The following is a 19070-nucleotide window of genomic DNA, read 5'->3' on the forward strand; positions in this document are numbered from 1 at the left end:
CGCAGGCGCGGGCGGCGAGCGCCACGCGTGCGCCGGTCTGACCCGCCCACCGGCCGGCCGCCGTTCCCCGGCGGGACGACATGGCCGATTTCACCCCCTCCGGCGGGCTTGTGCGTCTTCGCCCGGCGGAGAAGGCTGCACCGTGACAGGCGTCCCCGCGGCGGGCCCACCCGGTCCTCCGTACTGCCCCGGGCCGCACCGCCGTCCGTGGTACCCGGGCGGCCCGGACCCGCCGCGACGCGCGACAGACCCGGTCCTTGCCCTGCACATTACGCACGAGTACTTAACTCAGGAGCCGGATTGCCCGCCCGCGATGCGGGGGAAGGCTCCACCGGCACCTACCTGAGCACACCCCCAGTGAACGCGGACAGGAGCAGCCATGCCCGCAGCCCGCCGGCCATCATCGGACAAGCCGACCAAGGGAGAACTCCCGAAGGTCCTGAAGCCCCCGAAGCGGCCCCCCACCGATACGCTGATCGGCCGTATCCCGGTACTCGATGTGCAGCCGCGCGTCGAGGGCGGGCGGTGGCCCGCGAAGGCGGTGACCGGTGAGACCTTCCAGGTCACGGCCACCGTCTTCCGCGAGGGCCATGACGCGGTGGCGGCCGGTGTGGTGCTGCGCGGTCCGCGCGGCCGTACGGGTCCGTGGACGCCGATGCGCGAGCTGGCCCCGGGCACCGACCGCTGGGGCGCCGACGTCACGCCGGACGCCGAGGGCCGGTGGACCTACGCCGTCGAGGCGTGGAGCGACCCCGTCGCGACCTGGCTGCACACCGCGCACATCAAGATTCCCGCGGGCATCGACGAGGAACTGGTGCTGGCCGAGGGCGCCGAGCTGTACGCGCGAGCGGCGGCCGGGGTACCGAGGGGCAGGGGGCGCACCGCGGTACTCGCGGTGGCGGCCGCGCTGCGCGACGCCGAGGCGCCCGCCGCGGAACGCCTCGCCGCCGCCGAAGCGCCCGACGCCGTGGCGGCCCTGGCCCGGCATCCGCTGCGTGAGCTGGTCAGCTCCTCGGAGCCGCTGCCGCTGCTCGTCGAGCGGGAACGGGCGCTCTACGGCTCCTGGTACGAGCTGTTCCCGCGCTCCGAGGGCGCCGTGGTCGAGGAGGGGAAGCCCGCGGTCAGCGGTACTTTCCGGACAGCGGCGAAACGTCTCTCCGCGGTGGCGGCCATGGGTTTCGACGTGGTCTATCTGCCGCCCGTCCACCCCATCGGTACCACCCACCGCAAGGGCCCCAACAACGCGCTGACCGCGGGCCCCGACGATGTCGGCGTGCCGTGGGCCATCGGCTCACCGGCGGGTGGCCACGACGCCGTCCACCCGGACCTCGGCACCCTGGAGGACTTCGACGACTTCGTGGGACGCGCCCGTGAGCTGGGGCTGGAGATCGCGCTGGATTTCGCGCTCCAGTGCTCGCCCGACCACCCCTGGGTGCGGCAGCACCCGGAGTGGTTCCACCACCGGGCGGACGGCACCATCGCGTACGCGGAGAACCCGCCGAAGAAGTACCAGGACATCTACCCGATCGCCTTCGACCGGGACATGGACGGCCTGGTGATGGAGACCGTGCGCGTCCTGCGCTTCTGGATGGAGCACGGCGTACGCATCTTCCGGGTGGACAATCCGCACACCAAGCCGGTGGTCTTCTGGGAGCGGGTCATCGCCGCCGTCAACGGCCCGGACCCGGACGTGGTCTTCCTGGCCGAGGCGTTCACCCGGCCCGCGATGATGCGGACCCTGGGCGCCATCGGTTTCCAGCAGTCCTACACGTACTTCACCTGGCGCACCACCAAGCAGGAACTCACCGACTACGTCACCGAGCTGGCCGGGGAGTCCGCCGCGTACATGCGGCCCAACTTCTTCGTGAACACGCCGGACATCCTGCACGGCTACCTCCAGGACGGCGGCCGGCCGGCCTTCGAGGTGCGTGCGGTGCTCGCCGCGACGACGGCTCCGTCCTGGGGTGTGTACGCCGGGTACGAGCTGTGCGAGAACGCCACGGCCAGGCCGGGCAGCGAGGACTACCTCGACTCGGAGAAGTACCAACTGCGGCCCCGCGACTGGGACTCCGCCGAGCGGGAGGGCCGGTCCATCGCCCCCCTGATCACCACGCTCAACGAGGCGCGGCGGCGTCATCCGGCGCTGCGGCAACTGCGCTCGGTGCACTTCCACCACACCGACAACGACGCGGTGCTCGCCTACTCCAAAACGGCCGACGGCGAGACCGGTTCGAACACGATTCTCGTTGTCGTCAACCTTGACCCGCACCACACCCAGGAGGCCACGGTCTCGTTGGACATGCCGGATCTCGGCCTGGAATGGCACGAATCCGTCCCGGTGCGCGACGAGCTCACCGGTGAGACCTATCACTGGGGCAGGGCCAACTATGTGCGTCTGGAGCCGGGCAGCACGCCCGCGCACCTTCTGGTCCTGCGACCGTCCCCGCCGATCGGAGGGTCACCCACATCATGATCGTCAACGATCCCGTCCATGACAAATTCGCGGACACGCCTGCCAAGGACCGCGACCCCGACTGGTTCAAACGCGCGGTCTTCTACGAGGTCCTGGTCCGTTCGTTCCAGGACAGCAACGGAGACGGCGTAGGCGACCTCAAGGGCATCACCGCCAAGCTGGACTATCTCCAATGGCTGGGCGTCGACTGCCTCTGGCTGCCACCGTTCTTCAAGTCACCGCTGCGCGACGGGGGTTACGACGTCGCGGACTACACGTCCGTGCTGCCGGAGTTCGGCGACCTCGCCGACTTCGTCGAGTTCGTGGACGCCGCGCATCAGCGCGGTATGCGCGTGATCATCGACTTCGTGATGAACCACACGAGCGATCAGCACGAGTGGTTCCAGGAGTCGCGCAAGGACCCGGAGGGGCCGTACGGCGACTACTACGTCTGGGCCGACGACGACAAACAGTTCCCGGACGCCCGGATCATCTTCGTCGACACGGAGACGTCCAACTGGACCTTCGACCCGGTGCGCAAGCAGTACTACTGGCACCGGTTCTTCTCCCACCAGCCGGATCTCAACTACGAGAACCCGGTGGTGCAGGAGGAGATCATCTCGGCGCTGCGCTTCTGGCTCGACCTGGGCATCGACGGCTTCCGCCTCGACGCGGTCCCGTACCTCTACCAGGTCGAGGGCACCAACTGCGAGAACCTGCCGCAGACCCACGCGTTCATGAAGCGGGTCCGGGCCGAGATCGACGCCGACTACCCGGACACGGTGCTGCTCGCCGAGGCCAACCAGTGGCCGGAGGACGTCGTCGACTACTTCGGCGACTTCAAGAAGGGCGGCGACGAGTGCCACATGGCATTCCACTTCCCGGTGATGCCGCGCATCTTCATGGCCGTACGGCGGGAGTCCCGCTACCCCGTCTCGGAGATCCTGGCCAAGACCCCGGCCATCCCGGAGAACGCCCAGTGGGGCATCTTCCTGCGCAACCACGACGAGCTGACGCTGGAAATGGTCACGGACGAAGAGCGCGACTACATGTACGCGGAGTACGCCAAGGATCCACGGATGCGGGCCAACATCGGCATCCGGCGGCGGCTCGCGCCGCTGCTGGACAACGACCGCAACCAGATCGAGCTGTTCACCGCGCTGCTGCTCTCGCTGCCGGGCTCCCCGATCCTCTATTACGGGGACGAGATCGGGATGGGCGACAACATCTGGCTCGGTGACCGGGACGCGGTCCGTACGCCCATGCAGTGGACACCGGACCGCAACGCGGGCTTCTCGTCCTGCGACCCCGGGCGGCTCTACCTCCCGACGATCATGGATCCGGTCTACGGCTACCAGGTGACGAACGTCGAGGCCTCGATGGCCTCGCCCGCCTCGCTGCTGCACTGGACCCGCCGGATGATCGAGATCCGCAAGCAGAATCCGGCCTTCGGCCTCGGCTCGTACACCGAGCTGTCCTCGTCCAACCCCGCCGTGCTCGCCTTCCTGCGCGAGTACAAGGACGACCTGGTGCTGTGCGTGCACAACTTCTCGCGGTTCGCGCAGCCGACGGAGCTGGATCTGCACTCCTTCACCGGACGCCGTCCGGTGGAGCTGATCGGTGGTGTGCGCTTCCCCGCCATCGGTGAACTGCCGTATCTGCTCACCCTCGCAGGGCACGGCTTCTACTGGTTCCGGCTGCGCAAGGACGCCCTCCTGAAGTGACGGCCGGCCCGGCGCGGGGCGGTTTCCGCCGTCCCGCGCCGGGCACCCTCCCTCTCACCACCCGGCCCAATCGGCTCGTAGTCCATTTGGACCATCCTCACCCGCACCGTCCCGCACAGCCGGATTCCCGCCCTCCTAGCGTTCAGCATGGGGGGCTGACCCACGCAATCCGGGACACTCTGCGCATAGTGTGGTGTGCCCGGGAAAGGACGCGATGCCATGTCCAAGGCTGCATCCACCCGGAACACCTCGCGCTCCGCCGGGGCGTCCGGCCCGCTCGGCCTCCTCGCCTCGCTCACCCCACTGCTGCACGAGTGGCTGCCCCGGCAGCGCTGGTTCGCGGGCAAGGGCCGTCCTGTCAGCGCCTTCAGCCTGGTCTCCGCCACCGAACTGCTGCCGGTGGGCGCGGCCCCGGGGCTGCTGCACCTGCTCGTCCGGGCCCAGCAGGAGCCGTCCGCCGGCTCCGGGCCCACCGGTGACTGCTACCAGTTACTGCTCGGCGTACGGACCTCGCTGCCGCCCCGGCTCGCCGCCGCGCTGGTCGGCCGCGCCGCCGCCGGACCGCTGGCCGGACTCGTCGTGTACGACGCGCTGCTCGACCCGCGGCTGACCGCGCTGCTGCTGGAGCGGCTGCGCGCGCCCGGCCGCCTCGGGGCGCTGCGCTTCGACCGTGATCCGGCGGTGGTGATCCCCGCCGGACTGGTCGCGCGCCCGCTCGGCGCCGAGCAGTCCAACACCTCTCTGGTCTACGGCGATACGTTCATCCTGAAGGTCTTCCGCCGGGTCCACCCGGGCTCCAACCCGGACCTGGAGCTGCCGCTCGCGCTGGCCCAGGCAGGCTGCGCCCGGGTGCCCGCGCCGGTCGCCTGGTACGAGACCACCGAGCCCGAACCCGCCACGCTCGGGGTGCTCCAGCCGTTCCTGTTCGGCTCCGAGGACGGCTGGCAGCTGGCCCTGCACGCGCTCGCCGACGGGCACGACTTCACCGCGGGCGCCCACGCGCTGGGCCGGGCCACCGCCGAGGTGCACGGCACGCTGGCGTCCGCGCTGCCCACCGCCGTACTGCGCAAGCGGCAGATACAGCACCTCGCCGCCGAGATGACGGAGCGTCTGGAGACGACGGCCCGAGCGGTGCCCGCGCTCGCTCCCTACGCCGCCGGGCTGCGCACCGCCTTCGACGCCCTCGCCGACCTGGGGCACGCGGGCCGCGTCTGGGCCGCCCAGCGGATCCACGGCGATCTGCATCTCGGCCAGAGCCTGCGGGCCAGGGACGGCGAGTGGTCGGTCATCGACTTCGAGGGTGAACCGGCCCGCCCGCTCGCCGAACGCACCCGCCCGCAGCCGGTGGTCCGCGACGTCGCGGGGATGCTCCGCTCGTTCGACTACGCGGCCCGCTCGCACCGCCCCTGGTCCCCGCAGTGGGCCACCGGCTGCCGGGACGCGTACTGCGAGGGGTACGCCGCCGTCTCCGGCGCCGATCCGCGTGCCGAGCCGGAGCTGCTGCGCGCGTACGAGACCGACAAGGCGGTGTACGAGGTCCTCTACGAGGCCAGGAACCGCCCCGACTGGCTGCCCGTCCCGATGGCCGCGATCAAGCGGCTCTCCACCCCCTTCCCCACCCGTGCGCCGAAGCTGCCGAGGAGGCCGCCCCAGTGACCGCCCGTCCCCCGTCCCGCACCCCGTCGCCCGCCGAACCCGAACCCGGCTCCCCCGCTCCCGCCGCCGTCCTGCCCTCCCAGCCGAGCGGCGGGGTGCGTCCCGCCGGGGCGCTGGGCGCCGACGACCGGGAGCGGCTGCTCGGCGGCGGCCACCACGACCCGCACTCCCTGCTCGGCGCCCATCCGGTGGCCGGCGGGATCGCGGTCCGGGTCCTGCGGCCGTACGCGCAGTCCGTGACCGTCCTCGCCAAGGGGCTGCGGGCCGAACTGCACGACGACGGCCAGGGATTCTTCTCCGGTCTGCTGCCGCTGCGGGCCGTCCCCGCGTACTCGCTGCTGCTCACGTACGACAACGACGAGACCGAGGTCCACGACCCCTACCGCTTCCTGCCCACCCTCGGTGAGCTGGATCTGCACCTGATCGGCGAGGGCCGTCACGAGGAGCTGTGGAAGGCGCTCGGCGCCCGGCCGATGACCGTCCAGGGGGTGACGGGCACCCGCTTCACCGTGTGGGCGCCGAACGCACGGGGGGTGCGGGTCAGCGGTGACTTCAACTACTGGGACGGCACGGCGTATCCGATGCGTTCGCTCGGTTCGTCCGGGATCTGGGAGCTGTTCCTGCCCGGCGTGGGCGAGGGCGCGCTGTACAAGTTCGACCTGATGCGCCCGGACGGCAGCCACACCCTGCGCGCCGACCCGATGGCCCGGCGCACCGAGGTGCCGCCCGCCACCGCTTCGATCGTGACGGACGCGCACCATGTCTGGCAGGACGGCGCGTGGATGGCCCACCGCGCGGACCGCCCGGTGCACGCGGCGCCCTTCTCGGTGTACGAGGTCCATCTGCCGTCCTGGCGACCGGGCCTGACGTACCGTCAACTGGCCACGCAGCTTCCGGCGTACGTGCAGGACCTGGGCTTCACCCATGTGGAGCTGATGCCGGTCTCCGAGCATCCGTTCGGCGGCTCCTGGGGATACCAGGTCACCGGTTTCTACGCGCCGACGGCCCGGATGGGCACGCCCGACGACTTCCGGTACCTGGTGGACGCGCTGCACCGGGCGGGCATCGGCGTCCTGATGGACTGGGTCCCCGCGCACTTCCCGAAGGACGACTGGGCGCTGGCGCAGTTCGACGGCCGGCCGCTGTACGAGCACCCGGACCCGGCCCGCGCCGAGCACCCCGACTGGGGCACCCTGGAATTCGACTACGGGCGCACCGAGGTCCGTAACTTCCTTGTCGCCAACGCTACTTACTGGTGCGAGGAGTTCCACATCGACGGGCTGCGGGTGGATGCCGTCGCCTCGATGCTCTACCTCGACTACTCCCGCGAGTACGGCCAGTGGTCGCCGAACGAGCACGGCGGCCGGGAGAACCTGGACGCGGTGGCCTTCCTCCAGGAGATGAACGCGACGGTCTACCGGCGCAACCCCGGTGTCGTCACGGTGGCCGAGGAGTCGACGGCCTGGGACGGCGTCACCCGCGCCACCGACCTGGTCGGCCCGGGGGGCTTCGGCGGGCTCGGCTTCGGGCTGAAGTGGAACATGGGGTGGATGCACGACTCCCTGGAGTACGTCGCCAAGGAGCCGGTGCACCGCAAGTACCACCACAACGAGATGACGTTCTCGATGGTGTACGCGTTCAGCGAGAACTACGTGCTGCCCATCTCGCACGACGAGGTGGTGCACGGCAAACAGGCGCTGGTCTCGAAGATGCCGGGCGACTGGTGGCAGCAGCGGGCCACGCACCGTGCGTACCTGGGCTTCATGTGGGCCCACCCCGGCAAGCAACTCCTCTTCATGGGACAGGAGTTCGCCCAGGGCGCGGAGTGGTCGGAGGCGCACGGGCCGGACTGGTGGCTGCTCGACCCCTCGTACCCGGCGGCGCACGACCACCGCGGGGTACGGGACCTGGTCCGTGATCTGAACGCGGTGTACGCGGCGGCCCCGGCGCTGTGGCAGCGGGACACCGACCCGGGCGGCTTCGACTGGGTGGCGGGTGACGCGGCGGAGGACAACGTCTTCGCCTTCCTGCGCTACGACGCGCACGGCGCCCCGCTGCTCTCCGTCTCCAACTTCTCGCCGGTGGTACGGCACGAGTACCGCCTGGGCGTGCCGGATGCGGTGCCGGAGTGGCAGGAGGTGCTCAATACCGACACCGGGCTGTACGGCGGCGGTGACATCCGCAACACGGACCCGCTGAAGCCCGAGGCGGTGGCCTCCCACGGGCGGGCGTCGAGCATCCAGCTGACGCTGCCGCCGCTGGCGACCGTGTGGTTCAGGCCGGTCTGAACCACCCGCCGGGCCCGCGCGCTCGCACCCTCGGGGGCGGAGCCGCGGGCCCGTTCGCGTCCTACCCGGCCAGCCCTTCGGGCAGGTCGCCGGTGTGCACCAGACCCAGCGCCTGGGTGGCCCGGGTCAGCGCGACGTAGAGGTCGTTGGTGCCGCGCGGAGACCCCGAGACGATCGACTGCGGCTCGACGACGATCACCGTGTCGAACTCCAGGCCCTTCGCCTGGCGTGGCGTGATCAGCACGACCTCGCTGGTCAGATCGGGGGCGAGGCCGTGCCCGGCGCCCGGGAGACGGTCCAGCAGCGCGCCGTGCAGCTCGGCCGGCGCGATGACCGCGAGCCTGCCCTGCGCATGCCGCGCCCCGGCGACCGCCTCGGCGACCGCGTGCGGCAGGTCGTCGGTCCGCCGCGACCACGGGTGCACCCCGGTGGAACGGATCGAGCGAGGAGGCTCGAAGGCGGGGTCGCCGGCCTTCGAGCGCGCGGCGCTCAGGAACGCCGCCGCCCGGTCCATGATCTCTTCGGGGGTGCGGTAGTTGATGCCGAGCCGCACGTGCTCGTAGCGGTCCTCGACGTACGGGGCGAGCATCGCGTCCCAGTCGCCGACGCCACCCGGTTCGGCGGTCTGGGCCGGGTCGCCGACCAGCGTCATCGAGCGGGTCGGGGAGCGGCGCATCAGCAGCCGCCACACCATCGGGGAGAGCTCCTGCGCCTCGTCGACGATGATGTGGCCGAAGGCCCAGGTGCGGTCGGCGGCGGCGCGTTCGGCGGCGCTGCGGTAGTCCGCCTCCTCGTGGCGCTCGGCCATCCGCTCGGCGTCGATGATGTCGTGCGCGGCGAGGAGTTCGGACTCCTCGTCCTCGAACTCGTACGACTCCGAGCCCTGCGAGAGGTCGAGCACTCCCTGGGCGAAGGCGACCTGTTCCTGGCGGGCGGCCTCCGCGGCGGCGCGTGCGGCGGAGTCGTCCTCGCCGAGGAGCTCGGCGGCCTCGTCGAGCAGCGGGACATCCGCGGGTGTCCAGTCGCCGCCCTTGCGGCGGATCACTTCCGCGTCGGCGTCCGGCAGGTGCACCGGGTCGGACAGGAAGTCGGCCAGCAGTTCCTTCGGCGTGAGCTGCGGCCACAACTCGTCGATGGCGGCGTGCACTTCGGGGCTGGCGGCGATGGCCTTGCCGAGCTGGGCGAGGTCGTCGGGGCCCAGGAAGTTGGGCCCGCCGTAGGGGTCGGCGCCGAGCCGGTCGGCCAGTTGGGCGGTCAGCTCGTCGATGATCCGGAACGCGAAGCGCGGGCGGGCCAGGTTGTGCGGCAGCCCGGTGGCGCGGGCCGCCTCGCGCGCCACGTCCGCGATCGTCCAGTCGAGCAGCAGGTCGCCGTCGTCGTGGGCGATGGTGCGGGGCTCGCCGGGCTCCGGCGTGCGCTGGAGGTCCTGTACGAACGCGGCCAGCGCTCCGGCCATCTCCGTACGCCCCTTGACTGCGGCTGCCTCCGGGGTGTCCGTACCGGTGGCGGTCACCCCGGGGAAGAGCTCTCCCGGGGTGGCGAGCAGGACGCCCGTCTCGCCGAGCGAGGGCAGCACCTCGCCGATGTAGCCGAGGAAGGCCGGGTTGGGGCCGACGATCAGGACGGCCCGGCGGGCGAGCTGGTCCCGGTGCGCGTACAGCAGATAGGCGGCACGGTGCAGCGCGACCGCGGTCTTGCCGGTGCCGGGGCCGCCCTCGACGACGAGGACGCCGTGGTGCGGGGCGCGGATGATCTCGTCCTGTTCGGCCTGGATGGTCTGCACGATGTCGTGCATCCGGCCGGTGCGCGCGGAGTCCAGCGCCGCGAGCAGCACGGCGTCGGCGTCGGTCCCCTCGTGGCCGGTCCGCTCGGGGTCGGAAAGGTCGAGGATCTCGTCGTGGAGCGCGGTGACGGTGCGCCCCTGCGTGGTGAGGTGACGGCGGCGGCGCAGGCCCATCGGGGAATGCCCGGTCGCGAGATAGAAGGGGCGCGCGGCCCGCGCCCGCCAGTCGATCACCAGCGGGGTGCGTTCGTCGTTCTCGTCGGCCTCCTCGCGGATTCCGATGCGGCCGATGTGATGGCGGGTGCCGTCGGTGAAATCGATCCGCCCGAAGCAGAGCCCGGATTCCACCGAATTCAGCGCACTGAGCAGCCCGGACTGTTCGGCGACCAGCACATCGCGCTCGACGCGCGCCTGGAGCCCCTTGCCCACCTGGGCGAACGAGCCCTGGACGGCGGCTTCGGCACGCTCACGGAGCGCGTCCAGACGCTCGTAGAGCCGTGAGACGAATTGCTGTTCATGCTGCAATTCCTCGGTTGACAATTCAGCTCCTGACGCGGTACGGTGTCTACATAAGACTTCTTCATGGCTTTGTCATGCGCAAAGACATGAAGTGCTCAATATACGCGCCGCAATACCCCGGACGTCAATTCGTCCGGGGTATTTTTTGCGTTTCTGCCGGTCGGAGCGCCGCGGTCAGAGCACGTCGGCCAGTTCCTGGAGCAGCCGCCGCTTCGGCCGGGCGCCGACCATGGACTTCACCGGTTCGCCGTCCCGGAACACCATCAGGGTCGGCATCGAGAGCACCCCGTACCGGACCGTGACCTCCGGGTTCCTGTCCACGTCCAGCTGGACGATCCTGAGGCGGCCCGCCTCCTCCTCGGCGACGGCGCTCAGTACCGGTGCCAGTTGCCGGCACGGGCCGCACCACTCGGCGGTGAACTCCACCAGCACCGGGAGCCCGCCCCGCAGTACCTCCGTGTCGAAGTCGGCGTCCGTCACGACGTCGACACCCTCCGCATGGATCATCATCCCTCGTCCTCCCAGTCACTGCCGTCGGAAAGTTCACAGCGCGGCTCCGGGCCGCCCGGCAACTCCGCCTCGGCGCGCGCCAGTTCGGCCCCCACCTGGGTGCGGACGTCCTGGAGCCTGCCGATCAGCGCGTCCAGCTCGGAGAGCTTGCGCCGGTACACGTCGAGCGAGGCGGGGCACACGTCCCCGGCCGGGTGCCCGGCGCGCAGGCACTCCACGAACGGCCGCGTCTCCTCCAGGTCGAACCCGAAGTCCTGAAGGGTCCGGATCTGCTGGAGCAGACGCAGGTCGTCCTCGTCGTACGTGCGGTAGCCGTTCACCGCCCGGCGGGCGGGCAGCAACTCCCGTGACTCGTAATAACGCAGAGCCCGGGTGGTCATGCCCGCACGCTCCGCCAGCTCGCCGATTCGCATGTCCCCGACGGTAATCCTTGACGTCGGCGTCAAGGCAAGGAGGAGATGTCCCGCACCGCACCCCGCCGGCGCCGGGCCGCCGGCCGGTCGGTCGGCCGGGGCGTGCCGGACCGGGTCACACGGAGGTGCTCACCGGCTCCTCGGCCGGTACCGCCTCGGCCTGGCCCTCGGCCCGGTCCGTACGACGGCCGCGTCCCGGTACCAGGAGCGCCACCAGCACCGTGCCCACGCCGAGGACCACCGCGCCGACCAGACTGGTGTGCGCGACCGCGTCCGAGAAGGCGCCGTCGACCGCCTTCACCAGGGCCTGCGCCTGCTCGGGTCCCGCCTGGGCGCCGACCTTCTGCGCCACGGCGAGCCCGGCGCCCACCGAGTCCTGCGCGGTGCTCAGCGCGGCGGCCGGGAGCTTGCCGCCGACCGCGTCCGCGAGGTGCGAGGAGTACGCGCCGGACAGCACCGAGCCGAGTATCGCGATGCCCAGCGAGCCGCCGAGCTCGATCGAGGTGTCGTTGACCGCGCCGCCGACGCCCAGTTCGGACTCCGGGAACGCACCCATGATCGCGTCGGTGCACGGCGACAGGGCGAGCCCGATGGCCAGGCCGAGCAGGACCAGCGGCAGGACGAAGGCCCCGTACCCCGAAGCCGCGTCGATCCGGGTGAGCAGGGCCAGCGACGCGGTGCCGCCGACCATGCCCGCGGTGACCGTGACGCGCATGCCGAGCCGGGGGGTGAGGAATCCGGTCAGCGCCGAGCCGACGAAGACCGCGCCGGCCAGCGGCAGCATCCGTACGCCGGTCTCGAAGGCGTCGTACCCGAGGACGAACTGAAGGTGCTGGGTGAGGAAGTAGAAGGCCCCGAAGACCGCGAGGAAGAACAGCGCGACGGCGAGGTTGGACCCGGCGAATCCCCGGTCGAGGTAGCGCCGCACGTCCAGCACCGGGCGGGGGTGCCGCAGCTCCCACAGGACGAACGCGACGAACCCGACGCCCGCCACGACCGCGGCGGTGACGGCCTTGGCGCCCCAGCCGAAGTGCGGTCCCTCAATGATCATGTAGACGAGGGCGCCGACCGAGATCACCGAGAGCAGCCCGCCCACGTAGTCGATCCGGTCCTTGTGTCCGGCCTTCGACGGCGGCACGAGGACGAAGGCGCCGATGATCGCGAGCACCGCGATCGGCACGTTGATCAGGAACGTCGAGGCCCAGCCGTGGTGTTGCAGGAGTGCGCCCGCGACGAGCGGTCCGGCCGCGATGGCGAGCCCGGCGGTGGCCGTCCACAGGACGATCGCCTTGGCCCGCTCGGCGCGCGGGAAGCTCGCGGCGAGCAGCGAGAGCGTGGCAGGCATGATCATCGCCGCGCCGATGCCCATGACGGCGCGGGCCGCGATGACGCCGGTCGCACTGGCGACGAGGGATCCGGCGACGGCTCCCCCGCCGAAGACGACGAGCCCCAGGACGAGCGCCCCGCGCCGGCTGTACTTGTCGCCGATCGCACCGAGCAGCAGCATCAGGGCTGCGTACGGAACGGTGTAGCCGTCGATGACCCACTGCAGGTCGGAGCTGCTGAGCCCCAGGTCCTTGGTCATGTCGGGGGCGGCGACCGTCAGAGCGGTGTTCGCCATCACGATGATCAGCAGGCTCAGGCACAGCACCAGCAGCGCCCACCAGCGGCGCCGGTACGGCCCGTCCATCTCCGCGACCGGCTGCCTCACGATCAGATTCACAACGCTCCATCCTCTCCGCGACTTGCACACGATTGTGCAATTACACACTGCTGTGCAATTTAGCGCGCATCCCGGCGCGGTGCAAAATGGGACCCGTGACCTCCGGACGAGCAGACGCCAACCGCCGCCGCATCCTGGATGTGGCGCTCACCGAGCTGCTGCACGACCCGGACGCCTCGATGGACCAGATCGCCCGCGCGGCGGGCGTGGTGCGGCGCACGGTCTACGGGCACTTCCCCAGCCGGGAGGCGCTGATCGCCGCGCTCGTCGACAACGCGACGGCCGCCGTCGTCGAGGCGCACACCACCGGCCGCGCCGGAATCAGCGACCCGGCCGAGGCGCTGGCCCGCGCGATACTCGCGGTCTGGGAGATCGCCGACCGCTACCGGCTGCTGGTCGCGATGGCCCAGCGCAGCGTCACGATGGCGGGCATCACCCAGCGGCTGACCCCGGTCCGCGAGGACTGCGCAGCGCTGCTCCAACGCGGCCTGGACGAGGGGATGTTCACCTCACCGCTGCCTGCGGCGGCTCTCGCATACGTCCACGAGCAGGCGCTGTTCGGCCTGATGGAAGCGGTCAACGACGGCGCCCTCCCGGCGGCGGGCGCGGGGATCGCGGCGGCGTCGACGGCCCTGCTCTCGGCGGGCTTCCCCGCCGACCGCGCCGCCGCACTGCTCGCGGCGATCACGGACACCGTCGGGGCGCGCGGCTGAACACCCGCGCCCGGGGGCGGGAAGCGTTCGGGCTCAGCGCCGCGCCATGTAGAGCCCGAAGGCCTTGTGCAGCACCTTGTTGAGGGGGTAGTCCCACTCCCCGACGTACTCGGCGGCCTGACCGCCGGTGCCGACCTTGAACCGCAGCAGGCCGAGCAGATGGTTCCCCTCGTCGAGGGTGTCGGTGATGCCGCGGAAGTCGTAGACCGTGGAACCGAGTTCGTGCGCGTCGCGGATCATCTGCCACTGGATGGCGTTGTTGGGCTGCACCTCGCGCTTGCGGCTGGTGGAAGCACCGTAGGAGTACCAGGTGTGCCGGCCGACCGTGAGCATGGTGGCCGCGGCCAGCACCTCACCGTCGTGCTCGGCGAGGTAGAGACGCATCCGGTCGGGGTGCTCGGCGGACAGCGCCTGCCACATCCGCTGGAAGTACGCGAGCGGGCGCGGGAGGAACTGGTCGCGGGCGGCGGTCTCCGTGTACAGCTCGTAGAAGGCGGCCAGTTCGTCGTAGCCGCCCCGCATCACCTTCACCCCCGCCTTCTCCGCCTTCTTGACGTTGCGGCGCCACAACTGGTTGAAGCCGCGCTGGATCTCGTCGAGCGAACGGCCGCCGAGCTGCAACTGGAAGACATGGCGTGGCTGCCCGGCGGCGAAGCCCTCCTCGCCGCCCGCCCCGGCCTGCTGCCAGCCCATGCCCCGTAGCCGTACGGCGAGTTCGAGCGCTTCCGGGTTCTGATCGGTGGGCTCGACCTCGCTCAGCCGGTGGGCCCCCGGATCGGCGATGGCGTCCTTGACCACGGACGCGTCCCAGCGGCGGGCGACCACGGGCGGCCCCATCTTCACCGAGAAGGCACCCCGCGTCCGCAGATGAGCGAGCAGCGGGCGGAGCCACTCGTCGAGATCGGCGTCGTGCCAGTCGATGACCGGCCCCTCCGGCAGGTACGCCAGGTACCGCTTGATCCTCGGCAGCGGCCGGTAGAGCACCAGCGCCGCACCCACGATCCGGCCGCTTCCGTCCGTCCACCCCACGCTCTCGGCGCGCCAGTCGGGCTTCACGTCACCCCAGGACGGCACCTGCATATGGCTCGCCGAGGGCAGACCGCTGATGAACGCGAGGTGCTCGTCTCGGCCGATCGTCCTCAGTCGGAGGGTCATGCGGATGCTCCTGATCGATGGAGGTGATCCCCGCGCGGTGCCCCGCGCCCGGTCGTGGGGCAGCGTACGCGCGGACCCGCGCCGATCGGCCGAGGCGGGCGACGCGTCAGGCTGTCGGCACCCGTCCGGGCCCGGTGGGGCGGGCGCGGACGGGTGCCGGGGCCGTGCTTCAGGGCCGTACCTCCGGACCGTGCGTCAGGAACGGACGGCCGGCTCCTTGTCGCTCCCGCCCGGGAGCGGTGCCTCCTCGGCGGCGCTGCCGCCCGGTGCGGCACCGGCGTCCGCCGCGGCACCGGTGTCCGGTCCGGCGTCCTCGGCCGCGCCGTCGTCGATGAGGGTCGCCTCGTCGAACGGGATCCGGCCGGACAGCACCTCCGCCGCCCGTTCCTTGTCGATCTCCTTCGTCCAGGTGCCGACCAGGACCGTGGCCACCGCGTTCCCCGCGAAGTTCGTCATCGCGCGGGCCTCGCTCATGAAGCGGTCGATGCCCACGATCAGCCCGACCCCGTCGACCAGTTCGGGGCGGTGCGACTGGAGTCCGCCGGCCAGCGTGGCCAGCCCCGCACCCGTCACCCCCGCGGCACCCTTGGACGCGACGATCATGAAGAGCAGCAGCGAGATCTGCTCGCCGCCGCTGAGCGGCTTGTCCATCGCGTTGGCGACGAACAGCGAAGCCATCGTCAGATAGATCGCCGTGCCGTCGAGGTTGAAGGAGTAGCCGGTCGGGACCGTGATCCCGGCCACCGGCCTGCTCACCCCCAGGTGTTCCATCTTGGCGATCAGCCGTGCCAGCGCCGACTCCGAGGACGACGTGGAGAGGATCAGCAGGAACTCCCGGCCCAGGTACTTGAGCAGCAGGAAGATGTTCATGCCCGCGATCAGCCGCAGCAGCGTGCCGAGGACCAGGAAGACGAAGAGCGCGCAGGTCAGATAGAAACCGATCATGATCACGGCCAGCGACTTGAGCGCTGCCACGCCCGTCTCGCCGACCACGGCCGCCATCGCGCCGAACGCGCCCACCGGGGCCGCCCACATGATCATGGCGAGGATCCGGAACACCAGCCGCTGGATGTGCTCGATCCCGCGCAGCACCGGCCGGCCCGCCGGGCCGATCGCCTGCAGCGCGAAGCCGGTGAGCAGCGCGATCAACAGCGTCTGCAGCACCTCGCCCTGGGTGAAGGCGGAGATCATCGTGGTCGGGATGATCCCGATCAGGAAGTCCGCCGTCGACTCGCCGGCGCCCTGGGCCTGTGCGGCGCCCGCGTGCCGTACCGACTCGGTGAGGTGCAGCCCCGAACCCGGCTCCAGCAGATTGCCGACGAGCAGACCGATGGCGAGCGCCACCGTCGACATCACCAGGAAGTACCCGAGTGCCAGACCGCCGACGGCGCCGACCTTCGCGGCCTTGCGGACCGAGCCGACGCCCAGCACGATCGTGCAGAAGATGATCGGCGAAATCATCATCTTGATGAGATTGACGAACCCCGTGCCCAGCGGCTTGAGCTCGACGGCCACCCCTGGTGCGGCGAAGCCGACCATGATGCCGAGTACCACCGCGGCAATGACCGCGGCATACAGATAGTGCGTACGGTCCCGCTTCATTGCGGACACGCTGCCTCCTCGTCCACTTCCGATCCACGTCCCTGACCATCCCGGTGAATCTCCGCGACTCTCCACGAGCCTGTGATCCGGGTCACGGTTACGTGCATTTCGTTCACGGATTCAGCGGCGTGCAGACTGTCCGCCATGCACATACGCACCCCCCGGCCCCGCAGCCTCGCCGGCCAGCTCTTCGCGATGCAGGTCGTGCTGGTCTCGGTGATCGTCGCCGGGTGCGTGGTCTTCAGTTACGTCTCCGACCAGCGCCAGGCCCAGGCCGCGGCGCGGCGGCAGGCGACCGCGGCGGCGCGGGCGGTGGCGCTTTCCCCGTCGGTGCGGCGGGCCACCGTCGGCGACGATCCGACGGCGGTCCTCCAGCCGTACGCCGAGCAGGTGCGGCGCGCGACCGGGGTGGCCTTCGTGACGATCATGGACACCGACGGCATCCGCTGGACGCACCCCGACCCGGACCGGATCGGTGAGCACTACCTGGGTCACATCGCGGAGGCGCTGCACGGCCGGACGTACACCGAGACCTACACCGGCACGCTCGGCGCCTCGGTCCGGGTCGTCACCCCGGTCCGTGCGTACGGGGGCGGGGACGGAGGCGCGGCCGGGAACGGGGCCGACCGGCGGATCACCGGGCTGGTCAGCGCGGGCATCACCGTGGAGCGGATCGACGCCCAACTGCGGGACCAGGTGAGCGTGCTGCTCTGGTTCGCGGGGGCGGCGCTCGCGCTCGGCGGCATCGGGACGTACGTCATCAACGCGCGGCTGCGCCGCCACACCCACGGGATGAACCCCGCGGAGCTGAGCCGGATGTACGACTACCACCAGGCCACGCTGCACGCCGTACGGGAAGGGCTGCTGATGCTCGACAGCGGGCGGCGTATCGCGCTCATCAACGACGGCGGCCGGGAACTGCTGGGTCTCGACGCGCACGCGGTCGGCCGCAACGCCGCGGAGCTGGGGCTGCCCGCCCCGCTCACCGGCGCGCTGCTCGCCGACGGGCCGCGGGTCGACGAGGTGCATCTGACCGCCGACCGGGTCGTGGTCCTGAACAGCAGGCCGGTGTCCTCCGGGGAGCACCGCGGGACCGTCGTCACCTTGCGCGATCACACGGAACTCCAGGCACTGTCAGGCGAGTTGGACTCCGAGCGCGGGTTCACCCAGGCGCTGCGCGCACAGGCGCACGAGGCGGCGAACCGGCTCCACACGGTCGTCTCGCTGATCGAGCTGGGGCGCGTCGAGGAGGCCGTCGAGTTCGCCACCGGCGAGCTGGAACTGGCCCAGACCCTCACCGACCGGGTGGTGGGCGCCGTGGACGAGCCGGTGCTCGCCGCGCTGCTGCTCGGCAAGGCCGCGCAGGCCAACGAGCGCGGCGTCGAACTGGTGCTGGCCGACGACAGCGTCATCGACGAGGGGCTGCTGCCCGCCCGCGACCTCGTCACGATCCTCGGCAACCTCGTCGACAACGCGGTCGACGCCGCGCAGGGCAGCGAAGGCGCCCGGGTCACGGTCACGGTGCGCGCGGCCGGCGGTGAGCTGCTGATCCGGGTCCGCGACACCGGTCCGGGCCTCGGCACGGCGGAGGCCGAGGACATCTTCCGGCTCGGCTGGTCGACGAAGAGCGCGGGGCGCGGGCTCGGGCTCGCACTGGTCAGGCAGACGGTGCTGCGCGGTGGGGGTACGGTCACGGTCGCGGGCCCACCACGGGAGAGCGCCGCACCGGGGAGCGCCGCACCGGGCGGCGCCCCGTCACGCGGCGCGGAGTTCGTGGTCCGGCTGCCCGTCCGACAGGAGCTGACCACATGATCAAGGTGCTGGTCGTCGAGGACGACCGGGTGGCCGCGGACGCCCATGAGCTGTACGTGGGCCGCGTCCCCGGCTTCGAGGTGACGGGGAAGGCCCACTCCCGGGCGGAGGCCGTGCGCGTCCTGGACCGCACGCCGGTGGATCTGCTCCTGCTCGATCTGCACCTCCCCGACGGCCACGGCCTCCAGCTGGTCCGCTCGCTGCGCACCGCGCGGCACACCGCCGATGTCATCGCCGTCACCTCGGCGCGCGATCTGGCGGTGGTACGGGAAGGTGTCTCGCTCGGCGTCGTGCAGTACGTACTGAAGCCGTTCACCTTCGCCACCCTCCGCGACCGCCTCGTGCGGTACGCCGACTTCCGCGGCGCGGCGGCCGGTGAGGCGAGCGGCCAGGAGGAGGTCGACCGGGCCCTGGCCACCCTGCGCAGCCCCGAACCCGCCGCGCTCCCGAAGGGGTTGAGCGCCCCGACGCTGGAGGCGGTGACCCGTACCCTGCGGGCGGCGGCCGACGGGATCACCGCCACCGCCGCGGGCGAGGCGGTCGGCATCTCGCGGATCACCGCGCGCCGCTATCTGGAGCATCTGGTGGGCACGGGCCGGGCGTTGCGCCGGCCGCAGTACGGGCAGATCGGGCGCCCGGAGCTGCAGTACCGCTGGCTGAGCCGCCCGTAACGGCGCGTACCGGCCCCGATCCGCTCATGCCGACCGGGGCCGCAACAAC

Annotated in this window: 13 protein-coding genes; 7 read left to right on the forward strand and 6 right to left on the reverse strand. The window is 71.3% G+C overall.

Features of this window, described 5'->3' with window-relative positions; genetic code table 11:
- The first annotated feature begins 472 nt into the window (after positions 1–472).
- The 4 genes from NBY69_RS01470 (at position 473) to glgB (ending at position 8120) form a co-directional block, all read left to right on the forward strand.
- On the forward strand, positions 473–2473 hold the full coding sequence (locus NBY69_RS01470; protein ID WP_250298010.1) for an alpha-1,4-glucan--maltose-1-phosphate maltosyltransferase: 2001 nt from the start codon (positions 473–475) through the stop codon (positions 2471–2473).
- Complete coding sequence (gene treS, locus NBY69_RS01475; RefSeq protein ID WP_250297740.1) at positions 2470–4176, forward strand: maltose alpha-D-glucosyltransferase; 1707 nt, start codon at positions 2470–2472, stop codon at positions 4174–4176. The genes NBY69_RS01470 and treS overlap by 4 nt, the downstream gene beginning before the upstream one ends.
- A 219-nt stretch (positions 4177–4395) precedes the next feature.
- A complete protein-coding gene (locus NBY69_RS01480) occupies positions 4396–5832 on the forward strand; it encodes a maltokinase N-terminal cap-like domain-containing protein (protein WP_250297741.1) in 1437 nt (478 codons plus the stop codon).
- 71 nt (positions 5833–5903) lie between these two features.
- Entirely contained in the window at positions 5904–8120 is a 2217-nt protein-coding gene (gene glgB / locus NBY69_RS01485) for a 1,4-alpha-glucan branching enzyme (protein ID WP_250298011.1), read from the forward strand.
- A 61-nt stretch (positions 8121–8181) separates the two neighbouring features.
- On the opposite strand, the gene NBY69_RS01490 is transcribed toward glgB, so the two are convergent.
- The 4 genes from NBY69_RS01490 to NBY69_RS01505 form a co-directional block, all read right to left on the reverse strand.
- On the reverse strand, positions 8182–10443 hold the full coding sequence (locus NBY69_RS01490) for a UvrD-helicase domain-containing protein (protein WP_250297742.1): 2262 nt from the start codon (positions 10441–10443) through the stop codon (positions 8182–8184).
- A gap of 153 nt (positions 10444–10596) precedes the next feature.
- A complete protein-coding gene (gene trxA / locus NBY69_RS01495) occupies positions 10597–10929 on the reverse strand; it encodes a thioredoxin (protein ID WP_250298012.1) in 333 nt (110 codons plus the stop codon).
- Complete coding sequence (locus tag NBY69_RS01500) at positions 10929–11345, reverse strand: MerR family transcriptional regulator (protein ID WP_250297743.1); 417 nt, start codon at positions 11343–11345, stop codon at positions 10929–10931. Before NBY69_RS01500 ends, trxA begins: the two co-directional genes overlap by 1 nt.
- A 115-nt stretch (positions 11346–11460) precedes the next feature.
- Positions 11461–13035, reverse strand: coding sequence for an MFS transporter (locus NBY69_RS01505; RefSeq protein WP_250298013.1), 1575 nt, complete (start codon positions 13033–13035; stop codon positions 11461–11463).
- Positions 13036–13154: 119 nt separating this feature from the next.
- On the opposite strand from NBY69_RS01505, the gene NBY69_RS01510 reads away from it, so the two are divergent.
- Entirely contained in the window at positions 13155–13781 is a 627-nt protein-coding gene (locus NBY69_RS01510) for a TetR/AcrR family transcriptional regulator (protein ID WP_250297744.1), read from the forward strand.
- A gap of 33 nt (positions 13782–13814) precedes the next feature.
- On the opposite strand, the gene NBY69_RS01515 is transcribed toward NBY69_RS01510, so the two are convergent.
- Together NBY69_RS01515 and NBY69_RS01520 are read right to left on the reverse strand one after the other, a co-directional pair.
- Complete coding sequence (locus NBY69_RS01515; RefSeq protein WP_250297745.1) at positions 13815–14936, reverse strand: peptidoglycan bridge formation glycyltransferase FemA/FemB family protein; 1122 nt, start codon at positions 14934–14936, stop codon at positions 13815–13817.
- Positions 14937–15131: 195 nt separating this feature from the next.
- On the reverse strand, positions 15132–16538 hold the full coding sequence (locus tag NBY69_RS01520; protein ID WP_250298014.1) for a cation:dicarboxylate symporter family transporter: 1407 nt from the start codon (positions 16536–16538) through the stop codon (positions 15132–15134).
- Between the two features lie 144 nt (positions 16539–16682).
- Here NBY69_RS01520 and NBY69_RS01525 point away from each other — a divergent pair, with 144 nt between their 5' ends.
- On the forward strand, positions 16683–18350 hold the full coding sequence (locus NBY69_RS01525) for a sensor histidine kinase (RefSeq protein WP_250297746.1): 1668 nt from the start codon (positions 16683–16685) through the stop codon (positions 18348–18350).
- Complete coding sequence (locus tag NBY69_RS01530; protein ID WP_250297747.1) at positions 18347–19021, forward strand: response regulator; 675 nt, start codon at positions 18347–18349, stop codon at positions 19019–19021. Before NBY69_RS01525 ends, NBY69_RS01530 begins: the two co-directional genes overlap by 4 nt.
- The last annotated feature ends 49 nt before the right edge of the window (positions 19022–19070 follow it).

Source organism: Streptomyces sp. A 4/2 (assembly GCF_940670765.1).
Classification (GTDB): Bacteria; Actinomycetota; Actinomycetes; order Streptomycetales; family Streptomycetaceae; genus Streptomyces.